The sequence below is a fragment of the Bifidobacterium sp. wkB344 genome (genome assembly GCF_003688305.1).
GTDB classification, from domain to species: domain Bacteria; phylum Actinomycetota; class Actinomycetes; order Actinomycetales; family Bifidobacteriaceae; genus Bombiscardovia; species Bombiscardovia mizhiensis.
Window position 1 is genome coordinate 286,190 of record NZ_NPOQ01000009.1, and the last position, 15,968, is coordinate 302,157.

14 protein-coding genes and 1 tRNA gene are annotated in these 15,968 nt (G+C 52.9%); 10 read left to right on the forward strand and 5 right to left on the reverse strand.

Translation table 11 applies throughout. The features are described 5' to 3' along the window. Positions 1-133 precede the first annotated feature (133 nt). Complete coding sequence (locus CI601_RS02755) at positions 134-517, forward strand: VOC family protein (protein ID WP_121914190.1); 384 nt, start codon at positions 134-136, stop codon at positions 515-517. A 381-nt stretch (positions 518-898) separates the two neighbouring features. Here CI601_RS02755 and CI601_RS08580 read toward each other — a convergent pair whose 3' ends face one another. Then, positions 899-1,540, reverse strand: coding sequence for a LysR family transcriptional regulator (locus CI601_RS08580; RefSeq protein WP_310886177.1), 642 nt, complete (start codon positions 1,538-1,540; stop codon positions 899-901). 286 nt (positions 1,541-1,826) lie between these two features. On the opposite strand from CI601_RS08580, the gene CI601_RS02765 reads away from it, so the two are divergent. The 3 genes from CI601_RS02765 to CI601_RS08380 all read left to right on the forward strand — a co-directional run bounded on the left by CI601_RS02765 (position 1,827) and on the right by CI601_RS08380 (position 4,876). Beyond that, positions 1,827-2,804, forward strand: a complete 978-nt coding sequence (locus CI601_RS02765) for a DUF3737 family protein (RefSeq protein WP_121914191.1) — start codon at positions 1,827-1,829, stop codon at positions 2,802-2,804. A 34-nt stretch (positions 2,805-2,838) separates the two neighbouring features. Beyond that, entirely contained in the window at positions 2,839-2,982 is a 144-nt protein-coding gene (locus tag CI601_RS08420; RefSeq protein ID WP_183129712.1) for a hypothetical protein, read from the forward strand. Between the two features lie 1,174 nt (positions 2,983-4,156). After that, positions 4,157-4,876, forward strand: coding sequence for a hypothetical protein (locus tag CI601_RS08380; protein ID WP_147437928.1), 720 nt, complete (start codon positions 4,157-4,159; stop codon positions 4,874-4,876). A 2,739-nt stretch (positions 4,877-7,615) separates the two neighbouring features. Here the strand turns inward: CI601_RS08380 and CI601_RS02780 are convergent. From CI601_RS02780 to CI601_RS02795, 4 genes are all read right to left on the reverse strand, one after another. Next, positions 7,616-7,688: transfer RNA gene (locus CI601_RS02780), tRNA-His, on the reverse strand. Between the two features lie 120 nt (positions 7,689-7,808). Then, positions 7,809-8,267, reverse strand: coding sequence for an ASCH domain-containing protein (locus CI601_RS02785; RefSeq protein ID WP_121914194.1), 459 nt, complete (start codon positions 8,265-8,267; stop codon positions 7,809-7,811). Then, positions 8,257-8,832 (reverse strand): DNA-deoxyinosine glycosylase, encoded by a 576-nt coding sequence (locus tag CI601_RS02790; protein WP_121914195.1) that lies wholly within the window; start codon positions 8,830-8,832, stop codon positions 8,257-8,259. Before CI601_RS02790 ends, CI601_RS02785 begins: the two co-directional genes overlap by 11 nt. Beyond that, positions 8,829-9,821, reverse strand: coding sequence for a YwiC-like family protein (locus CI601_RS02795; RefSeq protein ID WP_121914196.1), 993 nt, complete (start codon positions 9,819-9,821; stop codon positions 8,829-8,831). Before CI601_RS02795 ends, CI601_RS02790 begins: the two co-directional genes overlap by 4 nt. A gap of 117 nt (positions 9,822-9,938) precedes the next feature. Here CI601_RS02795 and CI601_RS02800 point away from each other — a divergent pair, with 117 nt between their 5' ends. The 6 genes from CI601_RS02800 to efp all read left to right on the forward strand — a co-directional run bounded on the left by CI601_RS02800 (position 9,939) and on the right by efp (position 15,949). Continuing rightward, the gene (locus CI601_RS02800; protein ID WP_121914299.1) at positions 9,939-10,307 is read left to right on the forward strand and encodes a DUF488 domain-containing protein; all 369 of its coding nucleotides are present in this window, start codon (positions 9,939-9,941) and stop codon (positions 10,305-10,307) included. 448 nt (positions 10,308-10,755) lie between these two features. Continuing rightward, entirely contained in the window at positions 10,756-11,127 is a 372-nt protein-coding gene (gene rpsL / locus CI601_RS02805; protein ID WP_015022141.1) for a 30S ribosomal protein S12, read from the forward strand. A 3-nt stretch (positions 11,128-11,130) separates the two neighbouring features. Then, positions 11,131-11,601: a 30S ribosomal protein S7 gene (gene rpsG, locus CI601_RS02810; RefSeq protein WP_015022140.1), complete on the forward strand. Its 471-nt coding sequence runs from the start codon at positions 11,131-11,133 to the stop codon at positions 11,599-11,601. 26 nt (positions 11,602-11,627) lie between these two features. Beyond that, a complete protein-coding gene (gene fusA / locus CI601_RS02815; protein WP_121914197.1) occupies positions 11,628-13,754 on the forward strand; it encodes an elongation factor G in 2,127 nt (708 codons plus the stop codon). Positions 13,755-13,949: 195 nt separating this feature from the next. Then, on the forward strand, positions 13,950-15,149 hold the full coding sequence (gene tuf / locus CI601_RS02825; RefSeq protein WP_024626601.1) for an elongation factor Tu: 1,200 nt from the start codon (positions 13,950-13,952) through the stop codon (positions 15,147-15,149). A 236-nt stretch (positions 15,150-15,385) separates the two neighbouring features. Continuing rightward, positions 15,386-15,949: an elongation factor P gene (gene efp / locus CI601_RS02830; RefSeq protein ID WP_015022137.1), complete on the forward strand. Its 564-nt coding sequence runs from the start codon at positions 15,386-15,388 to the stop codon at positions 15,947-15,949. The last annotated feature ends 19 nt before the right edge of the window (positions 15,950-15,968 follow it).

Genomic DNA, 15,968 nt, shown 5'->3' on the forward strand with positions numbered 1-15,968 from the left:
GTTTCTTCTTGACTCTGGCAGGAGTCTTGTCTGTTGTGACTATGGGTCGCCTTCACTGCTGGCACCAATGCCAGTTTTCGAATGCGCCCGCTTAGGCTGTCTTTTGGGTTACTAGGCGATGGGAGTTGAGTTCATGAGAATCACTGGTTTGGATCATCTGGTCATCACAGCGCGGGATGTCGATGCGACCTGCGCGTTTTACCACGATGTGCTGGGCATGCAGGTACAGACGTTCGGCGATGGGCGTTTGGCGCTGAAATTCGGCCAGCAGAAGATCAACATTCATCAGGTCGGCCATGAGATTGATCCCAAGGCAGATAGGCCTACGCCCGGTTCGGCTGACTTGTGTCTGCTTGTGGAGGATTCGCTGGATGATGTGGTTTCCGCGCTTCATGAGCATCGTGTTGACTATATGGGTCCGGTCAGCCGGACTGGCGCGCATGGGGCCATCACCTCGGTGTACGTCAGGGACCCCGATGAGAACCTGATCGAGCTTTCCAGATACGACCAGGACTGATATGGAATATGGACCGGATACGTCAGCACATGCACCCTCCCAGCTTAACTCTATGAGCCGGTAGTTCAATTAGTGCAGGCTGGGTTCTGTGGTTCTGCTTACATTTCGAGTTGCATCATAGCGTTTTCCTGGTCTCTGCAGATTTGCAGTCGTTTTCTGCTCCAATCTGCCTTCGTAATATTTCCAAATAATGACTTGCAGCCGAAGAAAAATGCCTATCGTTCTTCCAGACCAGGTTCACTCTTGTTCTCAGTTCAGGCACCAGAGGTTTGAAGATCAGATTTGAGTCTTCGGTCAGATTGATGATCCGGTCCAGGCAGAGCGCGTAACCACATCCTTCGCTGACGAATAGTGACGCGTTGAAGAGCAGATTGTAGGTTCCTACAACATGCAGCTCGTGCTCGGGAAAGGAACTCCATCCGCTGAATTGCTGTCGAACCTGACCTGCCGTGAGAGCAGAAGGGGTATCTGGCCAAGATCTTGCTGGCGTATGCCATCATGGCTGGCCAACGTGGAGTCCTTGCGTATGAGCAACCCCCATCTGTCGGCTGTAGGCAAGCTGATATAGGAGTATTTGGTGTTGTCCGAGGGCTCAAAAAGTAGGCCAAAATCCAGAAGCCCTGATTCCAATTGATCTGTTACGGCCTGACCATTGCCGCTGAAAATGTGGAACTTTACCTGAGGATATTGCTGCAGCATGCACTCTGCGGCCCTTGCCAGGAAGCGCACGGCTTCTGTTTCACCTGCGCCGATGTAGACATTGCCGTTGATTGGCTTGTCCATGCTTGTGAGCTCAGCTTCAGCACGGTCAGCCATGAGCACGATCTCGCGTGCCCGGTCACGCAGCAGTTCTCCTGCTGGAGTCAGCGTAATTGTACGGCTTCCGCGGTCAAAGAGCTTGTGTCCTAGGTGATCTTCCAGATCTTTTATCTGCCTGGACAGGGATGGTTGGGATATGCTCAGGTACTCAGCTGCCCCAGTGATGCTTCCCTCTTCGACGATGGCCAGGAAATACCTCAGCACCCGTAAATTCAATCTAAGCCTCCAAGTGGTTCACTTTTGACGAGATCATGATCAAAGGCTTGATTCTTTGCATGATGATTCTGCCTATGTCAATCTGACATTCATGGGCATCTTAAAGGTCAGATCCCTTATTTCATCATATCTATTAAGCATGACTATACATTAAATATAGGTATTTGATATGAATCAACCATTGATGTTTACTGTTTTTAGTTTCAGCACATGGGCGTCATCGCTCTAGTGAATTCCATCTAATTGCTTGCTGCTTTGACGAAAGGAACAGTTAATGACTTCCAGTTCATTTCAAATCAATACAAATAGATCTGAATCTGGAGTTCAAATTGGGGGGAAGTCGCAGGTCTCTGGGGTGAGAGAGTCAAATGAAGTGGAAGCAGAACCCGGCCCGCGTCCTAAAACCGTGCAAAGGCGATTGACGGGTGAACGCGCGGCTTTCTTCTGCAAACATCATGATTTCGACTCGGTCACCTTTGCGGATGGGGAATCTCCGCTCAAGCACGCCAGTGATATACGTCTTAGCCAGAGCGGCTTTCAGTGGAAGTATCCGCTATGGTATTGCAAAGATATTTCCTTGAAGGATTGCACGCTGTTCACCATGGCCAGAGCTGGAATCTGGTATACGCAAAACATAAGCCTTGAGGACACCACTATTCAGGCCCCAAAAACTTTTAGGCGCTCCAGTGGCATAGCAATGAGGAACGTAACGATGCCTAATGCGGATGAGACGCTATGGAATTGCAGCGACATCGATATGGAGCGCGTCAGCGCACAAGGCGATTATTTTGCAATGAACAGCCATGGTATCAATGCAGGCGATTTCAGTTTGGATGGCAACTATTCCTTTGATGGTGTCAGTGACATAAATATTGACCATGCTCGAATACTGTCCAAGGATGCTTTTTGGAACACGGAGAATGTAACAGTGCAGAATTCAACCATCTCGGTGGAATACCTAGGTTGGAACTCTACAAACCTGACTTTTGAGAATTGTCAGATCGAAAGTTTGCAGGGCATGTGCTACATAGATAACCTTGTTCTGCGCAACTGCCGTCTGATCAACACAACCCTGGCTTTCAAGTATTCAAGTGTGGATGTGGAAGCCAAGGGTTATGTAGACAGCATACTCAATCCGCAGTCAGGAACCATTCGGACGGATGGATTTGGCGATGTTACCTTGAATCCTGAGCGAGTCGAGCCTGAGAGAACCGTCATTGAAGAAAATTCTGCGACTTTGAACACGCGGTAATTGTGTCAGAACCCGCTGCTTATTAGGAGTAATAATGATCAGCTTGCTGACGGGTCTGGCTCTTGGACTGGTTTTTGGTGTACCTGTTGGCATTGCGGGAATTATGAGCATGCAGAGAACCCTGTCTGCAGGACGGGTAGCTGGTTTTATCACCGGCATAGGGTTAACCATTATTTGATTAATTACGAGAGCGGAGTCATCGATCTTTTAATGAGGGGAGCAGGTTGATACTCTCCTCATGTAAATACCTTTTATTAAGTTATGTTGATAAATCGAATAATTCACTATGGGAGTTATAGAGTACAGCGATTGGGCCTGTTTTGCTTCAGCGTTACTAAGATACAAATATAGAAGTTATTGCGGCTCCCACCGATGCAGGACATAAGCGAAGCTAGATATAAGTTTGGTTCCATTTGTTCTTCTTCAAGTCACAACTCGCCTAGCCATTTTTGAATATGTAAATCAGTGTTTGCAAACTTTAACCGTGGTTTAGGATAGCGAGGTTGTCCGTTCTCTGTTGTGCCTGAACAGTAAATCCCGCTCTTAGGCAACATCGCCCATACTGCTCTACGACGTTTCGCAAGTTCTGGCAGATTACCCGTACCATCTCCTCATGCAATAATAAGGTAAACTCGCAATCTAACAATTGCGGCTTGTCTTTGAGCGCGACGAACATGCCGAATGAATGCTGGTCTTCGGTTGTGCAGTTTAGAGAACTTTGAAGTACCTAAACCAGTGGCCTTCTGAAGTCCGCACAAAACGCCGATACTATGCATCATATTCGTTCAGACGATAGACCATGTTTTGGACCGTTTACAGTGTCATTTTGAATAGCGGGAGGAGTAATTACAATTATGGTTGGGGCAGTAGAGGAACTCGACTAATTCGATACCGGGTTGCTTTGTAACGAAAAGGTTTCTTTTTATTGGTGAAATCGTACACACAAAGACTGCTTCCGAAGAGAGTGCATAAAACAGCTAATTTGGCTTGATGTTGACGTTAGCGGCTAGTTTTCCTATGGACGGTTGTATAGCAAACGTTTTATTTGCCATCCCGGCACAGGCAAGAACAGATTTTTTCGTATGTGCTGAGAAGAATGACAGTCATGATCCCACCACTTTCGCGAGGAGGATTGTCTGCTCGGTGAATAAGCATCACTTCTTACGGAGCAGGATGGCAAACACCGAAGAAGCAGTTGGTAACTCTGCGCGCCTATCTGTTTGCATATGCAGGCTGAACTCTCTCTTTAGTCTAAGATTCGAATATAAAAGTCGGAGAATTTCTGATTATACTGCCTTACTGTCAGCAGTTTTCATTATGCAACTCCTGGATTGTGGGTTAAAATTGCTAATATGTTCTCGGCAATTCTCGATTTCCTCAATCATATAGTTCAACATATCGGTGGTTACGGAGGATTAACCGGTATCATTGGAGGATTGACCGGTATCATAGCGTTGCTTCAGACGCGTCACTCAGGGAAAATTGCGGAAAAAGCGAACAGCCTGTCTGAAAAAGCGAACAGCCTGTCTGAAAAAGCGAACAGCCTGTCTAAAGAATCTAACGAAGCCGTCAGGTCTTCCAACGAAATAGCCAGAATAGCCAATGTGAGATCCGGTAACGCCAACAAATTGGCCGTAGAAGCCAATAAGCTCAGCATTCAGTCCTTGTCAATCGCATCTGATCAAATTGAATACAAGTGGGTTCTTAAATTTGGTTTCAAAAATAAATCTTTTGTGCTATGTAACGAAACTACATCAGTTGCCAGGGATGTAGTATTGCTTTTTTTCGTGCATCTAGGCGGGCGACCATGGACCGTTCACTACGAGGCAGTGAAAGCCGCTTATCAAATAGAATGCAAAAGCCCGAGATTCGACAAGTTGGTCACAAACTTACTGGCACAAGCGTCTAAAGAAAGAGAGACAAAATTTAAATCTATTCATTGCACAGCGCTAATAGGTTGGACAACACAATACGGAGTGCACCGAAACAGCAGAATTGATCTCCGTGTAAGGTTTGCATTCCTTCCTGATGGCAGCACGGTGAAAGTTAAAAAAAGTAAAAGGATAAGCTAGCTTGACCCAGATATACGGTCAGAGCCGCAAAGAAGAACACTCCTAAGTCCACGTTCCGTTTTTTTAAGTAAAATAGAACTTGATGACTGAAAAGTCTTAGTCATTCATAAACCATATTTCCGGTCCAAGCGATTTCTGCGTTTGCCTTCTAATACATGAGTCTGATTCAGACAAGCTGCTTGACTTTCTGCTTCAGGGTGTGGCTGATCAGTTTCATTAGGCAACCTCTTCTTTGTACTGGAAGGGCCGTAATCTACATAATGAGAAAATGAATGCACGTACAGAGAAAATGAAGGTAGTCTAACGGCATTGATTATTCATTTCAATGGTTAGGTAATGGTCACTATGTTGAAGATGACTCCTTCGTCAACAACATTGTTTAGATTTGGCAAAGATGCTGGTAAAATCATGTTGAGAGCTTTGTGGACACATGGGGGCTCTCATAGGTTTGAAAGACTCGTAAATGGTTGAAAGCAGTGTTGTTGTTTCCAACTGCGATTACCAAACTCCGGTTTGTAATGTCGGCCCTGTTGGAACGATCTTTTCTTAACATGGTAGACAACGTTAGATCAAGACTCTTCATGATGTTACCGATTTTGTGCAAGTACAAGAATTATAGGAGTCTTGAATTCCGATGGAATCTTACTCTAAGAATAGAAAATTCGTTCATATAAGTTTGGCTCCTGATTGAAGCTCTTCGTATACCATTACTATAAATCCTCAGCTAAGATAAATACGGCTTTGTTCATTCATGCTTTCTTATATAACCTTCGAATCCATAGAAAAAACATATATCAGGTGTTATTTGAGTTAAAATGATTTAATCTAGGAATATCAGTTTTTAAAATTGTTTATTGCATAAGGCAATGTGGCAAATTATGCTCCATAATAAGGTGATTGTTACGGAGTTTAGATATCAGGTAGAAGACTTGAGATTTTGTCTTATAACGGCTACTGGGAAGAGCTGACAATAGACAGAAAATTGCTTCAACAAACAGTCGGTGATTAGTTTTGTATGAATGGACTAACGTTAATTGAGGCACAGAAGAACTGAGAGCAGTTGTGTGATTCTAATAAGGGTTCCCATAAAGTATTAGCGGCTCTGAAAATATTAACTACAGAAGAAGTAGGCAAGACAGAAAGAGGATAATTGGTCGGGGAATTTTTGACATTCGAGCTTAGGCAGAATACACTGTGACGAGTCTGCGATCAGGCGTGAATTCAATATTGCATCCATGGACTGGTTAGTGGTGTTTTTAAAGTTTAAGAAGATTAAGGAAACAAGTCACAATGTGAAAAGGAAAGCCTATGTCAGTAGTAACTGATGCAGGGAATTTGCGATGAGCTGTAAACTAGGTGATTACGAAAGCACTTCTTATTCTGATAAGAGTGCCCCCTCCCCCATAACAATAATGGCAAGAGTTCTCGTCAGTAATAGATAGTAGAAGATAGCGAACGAAGAACTGAACTCTATGCTGAGGCCAACCATAGTGCGGCCCACACCAGGACCTATTTAAGGCATGATTTTCAGAAAATGTCTAATTTGCAGCTATATGACGTGAATGCAGTATAATTTAATTGATATATGAAGAACACGTACAAGGGCAACTAGTCGAAGTGTAAACTGCTCTGATTGTTGGCTGATTGGACGAGTTTGATGTTAGACGTGAACGATATCAGCCGCAGAAGATATCATGATCTCTGTCTGGCGCCGCGGCTGTAATCAGGTATTGTCGAGGAGTGGTTGGGGACGAAGCTGGATATTCATCCGGAACATTGGACCGCTATGAGCGTGAGGTCGAGGTTTAGATGAGTCCCTAAGGATCTACCCCCGTGGCGGGGTTGGCGTCGAAAGAGCTCCAACACTCTGTCACGGATTTGCAGAATATAGATTTCTAGGTTGCTTTAATGTAATGTTGTTCTTCTACGTAGTAGAAGGCAGTAGCATTCCCAACATTGTGAAAATGGCTTATGTCTAGGTTGTGTGACCTGGTCGCTAGAAACTAGTCAATCGCGGACAATATTATCAGGTGGGTCGTGACAATCAAGGTCCTGAACATGGATGAGCGGTATCGCCCCCCCCCCCCCCACCGATGAGGTGAATCCGTTAGGTGACGCCTGCGGGATGGTCGCTCGGTCCGCTGATGCGTCGATACTCAGGTAACAGGCCTTAGGGAGTTGTGAGCGTGCAGACTTTGAGGCTGAGCCTCTTCAATCAGGGTCTGTACATCAAGAGCGTAAAGGTTCGTTAAATTTAAACCGGGGATAGTGATGACAAGCTCATATTAGTCCTATCTGAATCGCATTCCAGCTATACCAATGTCATCGTTTCCTTTCTTAAGACAACCTAGAGAAGCGGATCAAGAAGGCAGAGAATTACATTTCCAAGCAAACAAAGGTGGAACCATGGCGGAGAGTAATTGGCGCAACTGGGTATAGTACTTTTGGCTTGGCAGATTATCCTTCATGGTGGGCTCCGAAATAACTCTTTATAGAGTACTTCATTCCTGTGCGCCTATCTTTAACGTTACTGATGTCAAAACCCTGCAAAATTATAAAGCCCACGGCCATGAAAAACCTGAGTATCTACGCGACTCTATAGCTGAAGTTGTTAGATGACGCAGCCGATGCAGTGGAAGTCCGCATGGGTGTGCTGTTATGATGACCTACCGTATACAGCACAAGGTTGAAATAATTGGACTTCTTGTTTGTAATGTCTTCGTTTTGGAGAGAAAACGGGGTGGCTAACGCGGCTCGAACGCGCGACCTCCTGAACCACAATCAGGTGCTCTACCAACTGAGCTATAGCCACCATGGTGAATCAACCCGCATCGCGGATCAATGCAACAGATGAAACTATACACGATGGCATGACATGGCACGCCGGTGAAGTGTGACCCATGCCTAAAGACCGTGCTTTGTCTTTGGACCTTCAGTTCACGACCATGGCCTCTACATAAAAAGTCTCCAGCACCACCAGGGTCTGATCATCGACGGTGAAGTCCGGATCATCCAGTGCCTGTCGCATATTTTCTGATGTCCAGAAAGACTCATGAGCCTCGCGCCACTCAGGAAGGTTTTTATAGTCTTCTCCCTCATTCAGAACATGCTGCAGCGTGACCAGGCCGAGTCGGGTCACGCTCACTGAGGCATATCTGAGGATGGCAATTGGCTGGTCATCTGAGTTCAACAGAAGCGTTCGTCGGCCGGAGGATGGGAGTGTCTCATGATCATGGATGAACTCTGCCATCAGGCTGGTCGTAGCGGTTTTGCGCCCCTCCAGGATTGCTTCCACCAGGCAATCACGTTCTGGACCAGGGAAGGCGAATTCATCCTTGGGAAGATTCGCAACATCTTGGGCTTTGACCGCTGGTATTTGCTTATTTGTCATAGTCGTTGTGATTGTCTTGCCTATCAGACTTAGCCTCTTTGTCGTCGAGCGCCTTCCTTATGGGTTGGTAGGCCTTGATCAGATCGGCCAGGCTCATAGCGGCATTGGCGGGGCTGGTGGATGGCAGATTGATCATCGTCGGTCGATACCCTTTCTCCTGCAGGATCGGCAGGCAGTATCGACGGTAAAGCTGGCCGGCCTTGCGTCCTGTGGTGAATATGGTGCCGATGGGCACACGGTCCAGCAAGCCAGCGATGTCGGTCGGCACGACATTGGTTATTGAAGCGTCGGAGGCACCGTGGATGTCGCATTCCTGGATGACATCCCAGAGTGCTATGTAATGATTGAGGGCAAACCTAGCGCGGACAGCCGGATCAGGCTCTGGAACAGGCTGGTCGAAGAGTGCGGCCAGCACGGGCCAGAAGCGGTTGCGCGGAAACATGTAGTAGAAGCCAGCCTCGCGCGAACTCGGGCTGGGTATGGATCCAAGGATCAGTACACGGGACCGTTCATCCCAAACAGGCCCGAACCCATGGGTGACATGCGTGGCCGAACCTGCAGTCATGCGCCAAGCAGGCCAGTCAGAGCCGTAGTCATCACGCCAGCTTGGGCGATCACCAGAATGAAGACCAGCAGGCTGGTTGCGCATTCGACCAGGCCCACATACAGAATGGGAATGCGGCGCTGACGGGCGATTGCAGGCAACAAGGCCGCACGTACCAGCAGAACCAGGGCGGTCAACAAAGGCCACCATCCTGCTGTGCGTACCATGGCGACCCCAATCAGGCAAAGGGCCAGGTTCCAAGCCAGCGAAAGCAGGTAGCACCAGGTCTTGCCGCGTTCGCGGATCATGGTCTTGACGAAGATGACCGAACCGAACTGGGTCACAGCGAAGACAGCTGCACTGATCACCCCAACCGACGGCAGGGCGGCGCTTGGTAGGAATCCACTGGCGAAGCAGTCCACAGCAGGATTCGGTTGGCATCCGAAGAAGCCAGAGTTGGCACTTTCCAGTCCTGGTCCGGGCTTTTGGAATCGTGACCCTAGTGAGACGGCTATTAGACAAAGCGTGCAGGCCGCAATCACGGCTACGGTGTCGTTCCACCAGGAGCGTTCCGTACGCATCCAGGCGGCGGCAAAGTTCAGCACACCCAGCACCAGGTAGAGCGGGGCCCATCGTAGGAGCCCAGGGGTACCGACCAATAGGATTAGTCCGGTAACGGCCGTGAGCAGGGCGTATCCCAAAGCTGGCGGTGCGAATCTGGCAGCTCGGTGCGAGACCATCCACCGCGAGCCAGTGAACTCAAAGCAGTAGCAGAAGGCCCAGGCGACCATGAGCAGCAGATTCCTCCAGGTCGGGCCTCCAATCAGCAGACCGGCCAGTCCCGGCATCAAGGCCATGGCCCAGCCGCCTATCTGGTCGGGTATCCATAGCCGCCGCCACTGACGCCCCTTGGATCCTGCTCCGGTCGATTTTGCTGATTTGCGGGCTTGAGGGCTTGGTCTGCTGCCCTTTGACCTGGCGGCCTTGCCTCTGTCTGCGTCTGTAAGCATACTCACAGCCTACGCCCCGGTGCGGCTGTCACGGCCTCTTCCGTAACGCCGATTCGGTCAATATCATGGTTGAAGGAGTCGTGAATCATACAGGTTCCTGGTTTCAGGAGGCAGATGATGGGTCAGGTGGATATCAAGCGCGTATACGAGCAGGCCGCTGACGAGGACGGGGTCCGCATCCTGGTCGATAGGCTCTGGCCGCGCGGTGTCAGCAAGGAGCGGGCAGCCCTGTCCGGCTGGCTCAAGGAAGTCGCACCCAGTCCGGACCTGCGGCGCTGGTGGCACCATGATCCTGAACGCTTTGAGGACTTTGCGCGCCGCTACCGCACTGAGTTGGACGACAATCCCGCCTTGGAGGATCTGCTGAGCATCGTGCGCGAACACGATCGGACAACACTGGTCTATGCGGCCAAGGATCCCGCTGTCAACCATGCCCTCATTCTGCGCGACTACATTCGCCAGGCTCTGGAAAAGGAAGGTAAGTAGACGCCGGCATTGTTGTTTCCGGCATCTCTATTTACTGATCCAAATACGTATTTCTGATATCTATCTATATATCTATGTATGTAGGACTCCGTTATAGGTATCGGTAAATATAAGGTCCGTTGCAGGGGCCTTCCTGTAAACGGTTCCGGTACGGCTTCACAGTGAGCAAAGCCCAGAGCATACTTCCAAGTGCCAGGCATTGTCATGTCTGCCCCGGTGATATACTTTTCATCGTGTGTGCCGACAGCACGCCTTATGTCACAGGTGGGCTTGTCGGGATATCCCCAAATCCGAAGAATGCAGGCAGCAATGCTCGGCAGGAGGGTCAGGGGCCATCGGGCCGGTGGACAGTGGCTGATCTCTCCTCCCGGGAGCGACTGCGGCTGCGGTGCGGCGGTCTCGCAGTGCAAACGAAGACAAGTTCATCGAAGGAATCGGAGAGAGTCAGTTGCCAACAATTGAACAGCTCGTCCGCAAAGGGCGCAAGGCCAAGCCTCGTAAGTCAAAGACTTTGGCACTCAAGGGCAGCCCGTTGCGTCGCGGCGTGTGCACCCGTGTCTACACCACCACCCCCAAGAAGCCGAATTCGGCTCTGCGGAAGGTTGCGCGTGTCCGTCTGAGCTCCGGCATCGAGGTTTCCGCCTACATCCCCGGAGAGGGCCACAACCTGCAGGAGCACTCCATCGTGCTGGTGCGCGGCGGTCGTGTCAAGGATCTGCCCGGCGTGCGTTACCACATCGTGCGCGGTGCACTGGATACCCAGGGAGTCAAGGATCGCAAGCAGGGCCGTTCCCTGTACGGAGCAAAGAAGGCCAAGTAACACATGTCACGCAAAGGACCAGCTAAAAAGCACCAGCTCCTGCCCGATCCCATCTACGGTTCCACCGTGGTGGCCCAGCTGATCAACAAGATCCTGCTGGATGGCAAGAAGTCCATCGCCGAGAACATCGTCTATACCGCTCTGGAGCAGGTCAAGGAGAAGACCGACCAAGAGCCCGTGGCCGTACTCAAGCGCGCCCTGGACAACATTCGTCCCAGCCTGGAGGTCCGCAGCCGTCGTGTCGGCGGCGCCACCTACCAGGTTCCCGTCGAGGTCAAGCCGAACCGCGCCAATACGCTCTCGTTGCGGTGGCTGACCGATTACAGCCGCGCCCGTCGTGAGAAGACCATGTCGGAGCGGCTGGCCAACGAGATCCTTGATGCCTCCAACGGCCTGGGTGCCGCGGTCAAGCGCCGCGAGGACACCCACAAGATGGCCGAGGCCAACAAGGCGTTCGCCCACTATCGCTGGTAATCCCAAGAGAGCGAGAACAAGGAATTATGGCACAAGACGTGCTCACGGACCTGACCAAGGTTCGCAACATCGGCATCATGGCCCACATCGATGCCGGCAAGACAACGACGACCGAGCGTATCCTCTACTACACCGGCGTCAACTACAAGATCGGCGAGACCCACGATGGCGCCTCCACCATGGACTGGATGGACCAGGAGAAGGAACGTGGCATCACGATTACCTCCGCCGCCATTACAGCCTTCTGGAACCGCCAGTCCCACGATCCTGAGGATCGCTACCAGATCAACATCATCGACACCCCCGGCCACGTGGACTTCACCGCTGAGGTGGAGCGCTCCCTGCGTGTGCTCGATGGCGCTGTGGCAGTGTTCGACGGCAAGGAGGGCGTGGAGCCCCAGTCCGAGACCGTCTGGCGTCAGGCCGACAAGTATGGCGTGCCCCGTATCTGCTTCATCAACAAGATGGACAAGCTGGGCGCCGACTTCTACTACTCGGTGGACACCATCAAGGACAAGCTGGGCGTCAAGCCGCTGGTCATGCAGCTGCCCATCGGCGCTGAGAGCGACTTCCACGGCGTGGTCGACCTGGTTCGCATGGTCGCCTACTACTGGAAGGACGAGGCTGACCTGGGCGCCAAGTACGACACCATTGACATTCCCGATGATCTCAAGGACAAGGCCGAGCAGTACCACACCGAACTGCTTGAGGCTGTTGCCGAGTCCGACGAGGACCTGCTCGAGAAGTACCTGGGCGGCGAGGAGATCTCCCAGCAGGAGATCCGCACCGCTGTGCGCAAGATGACCATCGAGCAGTCGGCCTTCCCGGTCTTCTGCGGATCCGCCTTCAAGGACAAGGGCGTGCAGCCCATGCTGGATGCGGTCGTGGATTACCTGCCCAGCCCCGAGGATGTGCCGGCAATCAAGGGCTACAAGATCGGCGACGAGTCTGTCGAGATCGACCGCAAGCCCACCGTGGACGAGCCCTTCTCGGCCCTGGCCTTCAAGGTGGCCACCCACCCCTTCTACGGCAAGCTGATCTACGTGCGTGTCTACTCCGGTAAGGTGGCCCAGGGCGAAACTGTTCTGGACTCCACCAAGGACAAGAAGGAGCGCGTCGGCAAGCTCTTCCAGATGCACTCCAACAAGGAGAATCCGGTCGACGAGGCCATCGCCGGCAATATCTACGCCTTCGTCGGGCTCAAGAACGTCACCACCGGTGACACCCTCTGCGACGAGAAGGCGCCGCTGGTGCTGGAATCCATGACCTTCCCCGATCCTGTGATCGAGGTGGCCGTGGAGCCCAAGACCAAAGCCGACCAGGAGAAGATGGGCATCGCCCTGCAGAAGCTCTCCGAGGAGGACCCCACCTTCCAGGTTAAGACGGACGAGGAGTCCGGTCAGACCCTGATCTCCGGCATGGGCGAGCTCCAGCTGGACATCCTGGTGGATCGCATGCGCCGCGAGTTCCATGTGGAGTGCAACGTGGGCAAGCCCCAGGTGGCTTACCGCGAGACCATCCGCAAGCCCGTCATGAACCAGGAATACACCCACAAGAAGCAGACCGGTGGCTCCGGCCAGTTCGCCAAGGTGCTCATGAACTTCGAGCCCCTGGACACTTCCGAGGGCGAGTCCTACATCTTCGAGAACAAGGTCACCGGCGGCCACATCACCAAGGAGTTCATCCCCTCGGTCGATGCGGGTGTGCAGGAGGCCATGGAGTCCGGCGTGCTGGCAGGCTTCCCGGTCGTGGGTGTCAAGGCGACTCTGACCGATGGTCAGATCCACGAGGTCGACTCCTCGGAGATGGCCTTCAAGATCGCTGGCTCCATGTGCTTCAAGGAGGCTGCTCCCAAGGCCAAGCCCGTCATCCTCGAGCCCATCATGGCTGTCGAGGTCCGTACTCCCGAGGAGTACATGGGCGACGTCATGGGTGACATCAACTCCCGTCGTGGCTCCATCCAGTCCATGACCGATGCCACCGGTGTCAAGGTCATCGACGCCAAGGTGCCCCTGTCGGAGATGTTCGGTTACATCGGTGACCTCAGGTCCAAGACTCAGGGGCGCGCCATGTTCACCATGCAGATGGACTCCTACGCTGAGGTCCCCAAGGCCGTCAGCGACGAGATCATCAAGGCCCAGCGGGGCGAGTAATGCCGGTCCGGTCCGCCGCCACGGCGGGCCGCCGCAACAAGGCTCTTCTGTCACAAGTCGGCGTTACACTCTTGTAGCGCTGACTGGGCGGAGGGCAAAAGTGGCAAAGAACCCGATAACCCAGTAATATGTAGCGAGTGCTCTGTGCGTGGTTCGTGCAGGCAACCTACGAGACGTCCAGGAGGACAAAACACAATGGCAAAGGAAAAGTACGAGCGGAACAAGCCGCACGTTAACATTGGCACCATCGGCCACGTCGATCACGGCAAGACCACCCTGACCGCGGCCATCTCCAAGGTGCTGCATGAGGAGTACCCGGACGTCAACCCCGAGTACGATTTCGCTCAGATTGACGCTGCTCCTGAGGAGAAGGAGCGCGGCATCACCATCAACATCGCGCACATCGAGTACCAGACCGCCAAGCGCCATTACGCCCACGTGGACTGCCCCGGACACGCCGACTTCGTCAAGAACATGATCACCGGCGCTGCCCAGATGGATGGCGCCATCCTGGTGGTCGCCGCCACTGACGGCCCCATGGCTCAGACTCGCGAGCACGTGCTGCTGGCCCGCCAGGTCGGCGTGCCGAAGATCCTGGTCGCTCTGAACAAGTGCGACATGGTCGACGACGAAGAGCTGATCGAGCTGGTCGAGGAGGAAGTCCGCGATCTGCTGGACGAGAATGGCTTCGACCGCGACTGCCCCGTCATCCGCACCTCCGCCTACGGCGCCCTGCATGACGATGCACCTGACCATGACAAGTGGGTCCAGACCATCAAGGACCTCATGGATGCCGTCGACGACTACATCCCCACTCCTGTCCACGACCTGGACAAGCCCTTCCTGATGCCCATCGAGGATGTCTTCACCATCTCCGGCCGTGGCACCGTGGTGACCGGCCGTGTCGAGCGCGGCAAGCTGCCCGTGAACACCAACGTGGAGATCGTCGGCCTGCGTGACACCCAGTCCACCACCGTCACCTCCATCGAGACCTTCCACAAGCAGATGGACGAGGCCGAGGCTGGCGACAACACCGGTCTGCTGCTGCGCGGCATTGGCCGTGAGGACGTTGAGCGCGGCCAGGTTGTGGCTGCTCCCGGCACCGTGACTCCTCACCACAAGTTCGAGGGCGAGGTCTACGTGCTGACCAAGGACGAGGGTGGACGCCACTCGCCGTTCTTCTCCAACTACCGTCCGCAGTTCTACTTCCGGACCACCGACGTCACCGGCGTCATCACCCTGCCCGAGGGCGTGGAGATGGTTCAGCCCGGCGATCACGCCACCTTCTCCGTCGAGCTGATTCAGCCCGTCGCCATGGAGGAAGGTCTGACCTTCGCTGTTCGTGAAGGCGGCCACACGGTCGGCTCAGGTCGAGTCACCAAGATCATCGAGTAGGATTGCCTGTCGCTTGTCGACGCGATCCAATGACGGGGCCCGGAATCCTTTCTGTGATTCCGGGCCCCGCCCATATCCGGCAGGCTTTGTCGCCGGACCAGCCGCGGTGTTCATGCGCCGTGGCATAATAGGCGAGGATTTATCGCGAGCGGGCCGGATCCTGTGTGGCCCGGTGCTTTCGGCAGATGGCCAGGAGCCCTCCGAAGGAACGTTCATCAGAATGAGGTGGTATCAAGGTGGCACAGACTTCCAACGACATCAAGAACGGATCGGTCATCAACCTGGACGGCAAGCTTTGGACCGTCATCAAGTTCCAGCACGTCAAGCCGGGCAAGGGGCCGGCCTTTGTGCGCACGACCATCAAGGACGTCCTTTCGGGCAAGATCGTGGATCGCACTTTCAATGCGGGCATGAAGATGGACTTCGAGACCGTCGACAACCGGACCATGCAGTACTCCTACCGGGACGGCGACTCCTTCGTCTTCATGGATATGAACACCTACGAGCAGGTCAACATCCCCGAGGCCCTGGTCGGCGATCAGGAGCGCTTCCTGCTTGAGGGCACCGACTGCATCATCAGCTTCCATGATGGCAACCCCCTGTCCGTGGAGCTGCCTGCATCCGTGGTGCTGACCGTGACTGCAACCGAGCCCGGCGTGCAGGGCAACCGCTCCAACGCCGGCACCAAGCCCGCCACTGTGGAGACCGGGGCTGAGATCCAGGTGCCCCTCTTCGTGGGCGAGGGCGAGAAGGTCAAGGTGGATACCCGCGACGGCTCCTACCTGGGCCGCGAGAACTGAGCAAGGCGGAAACCACACA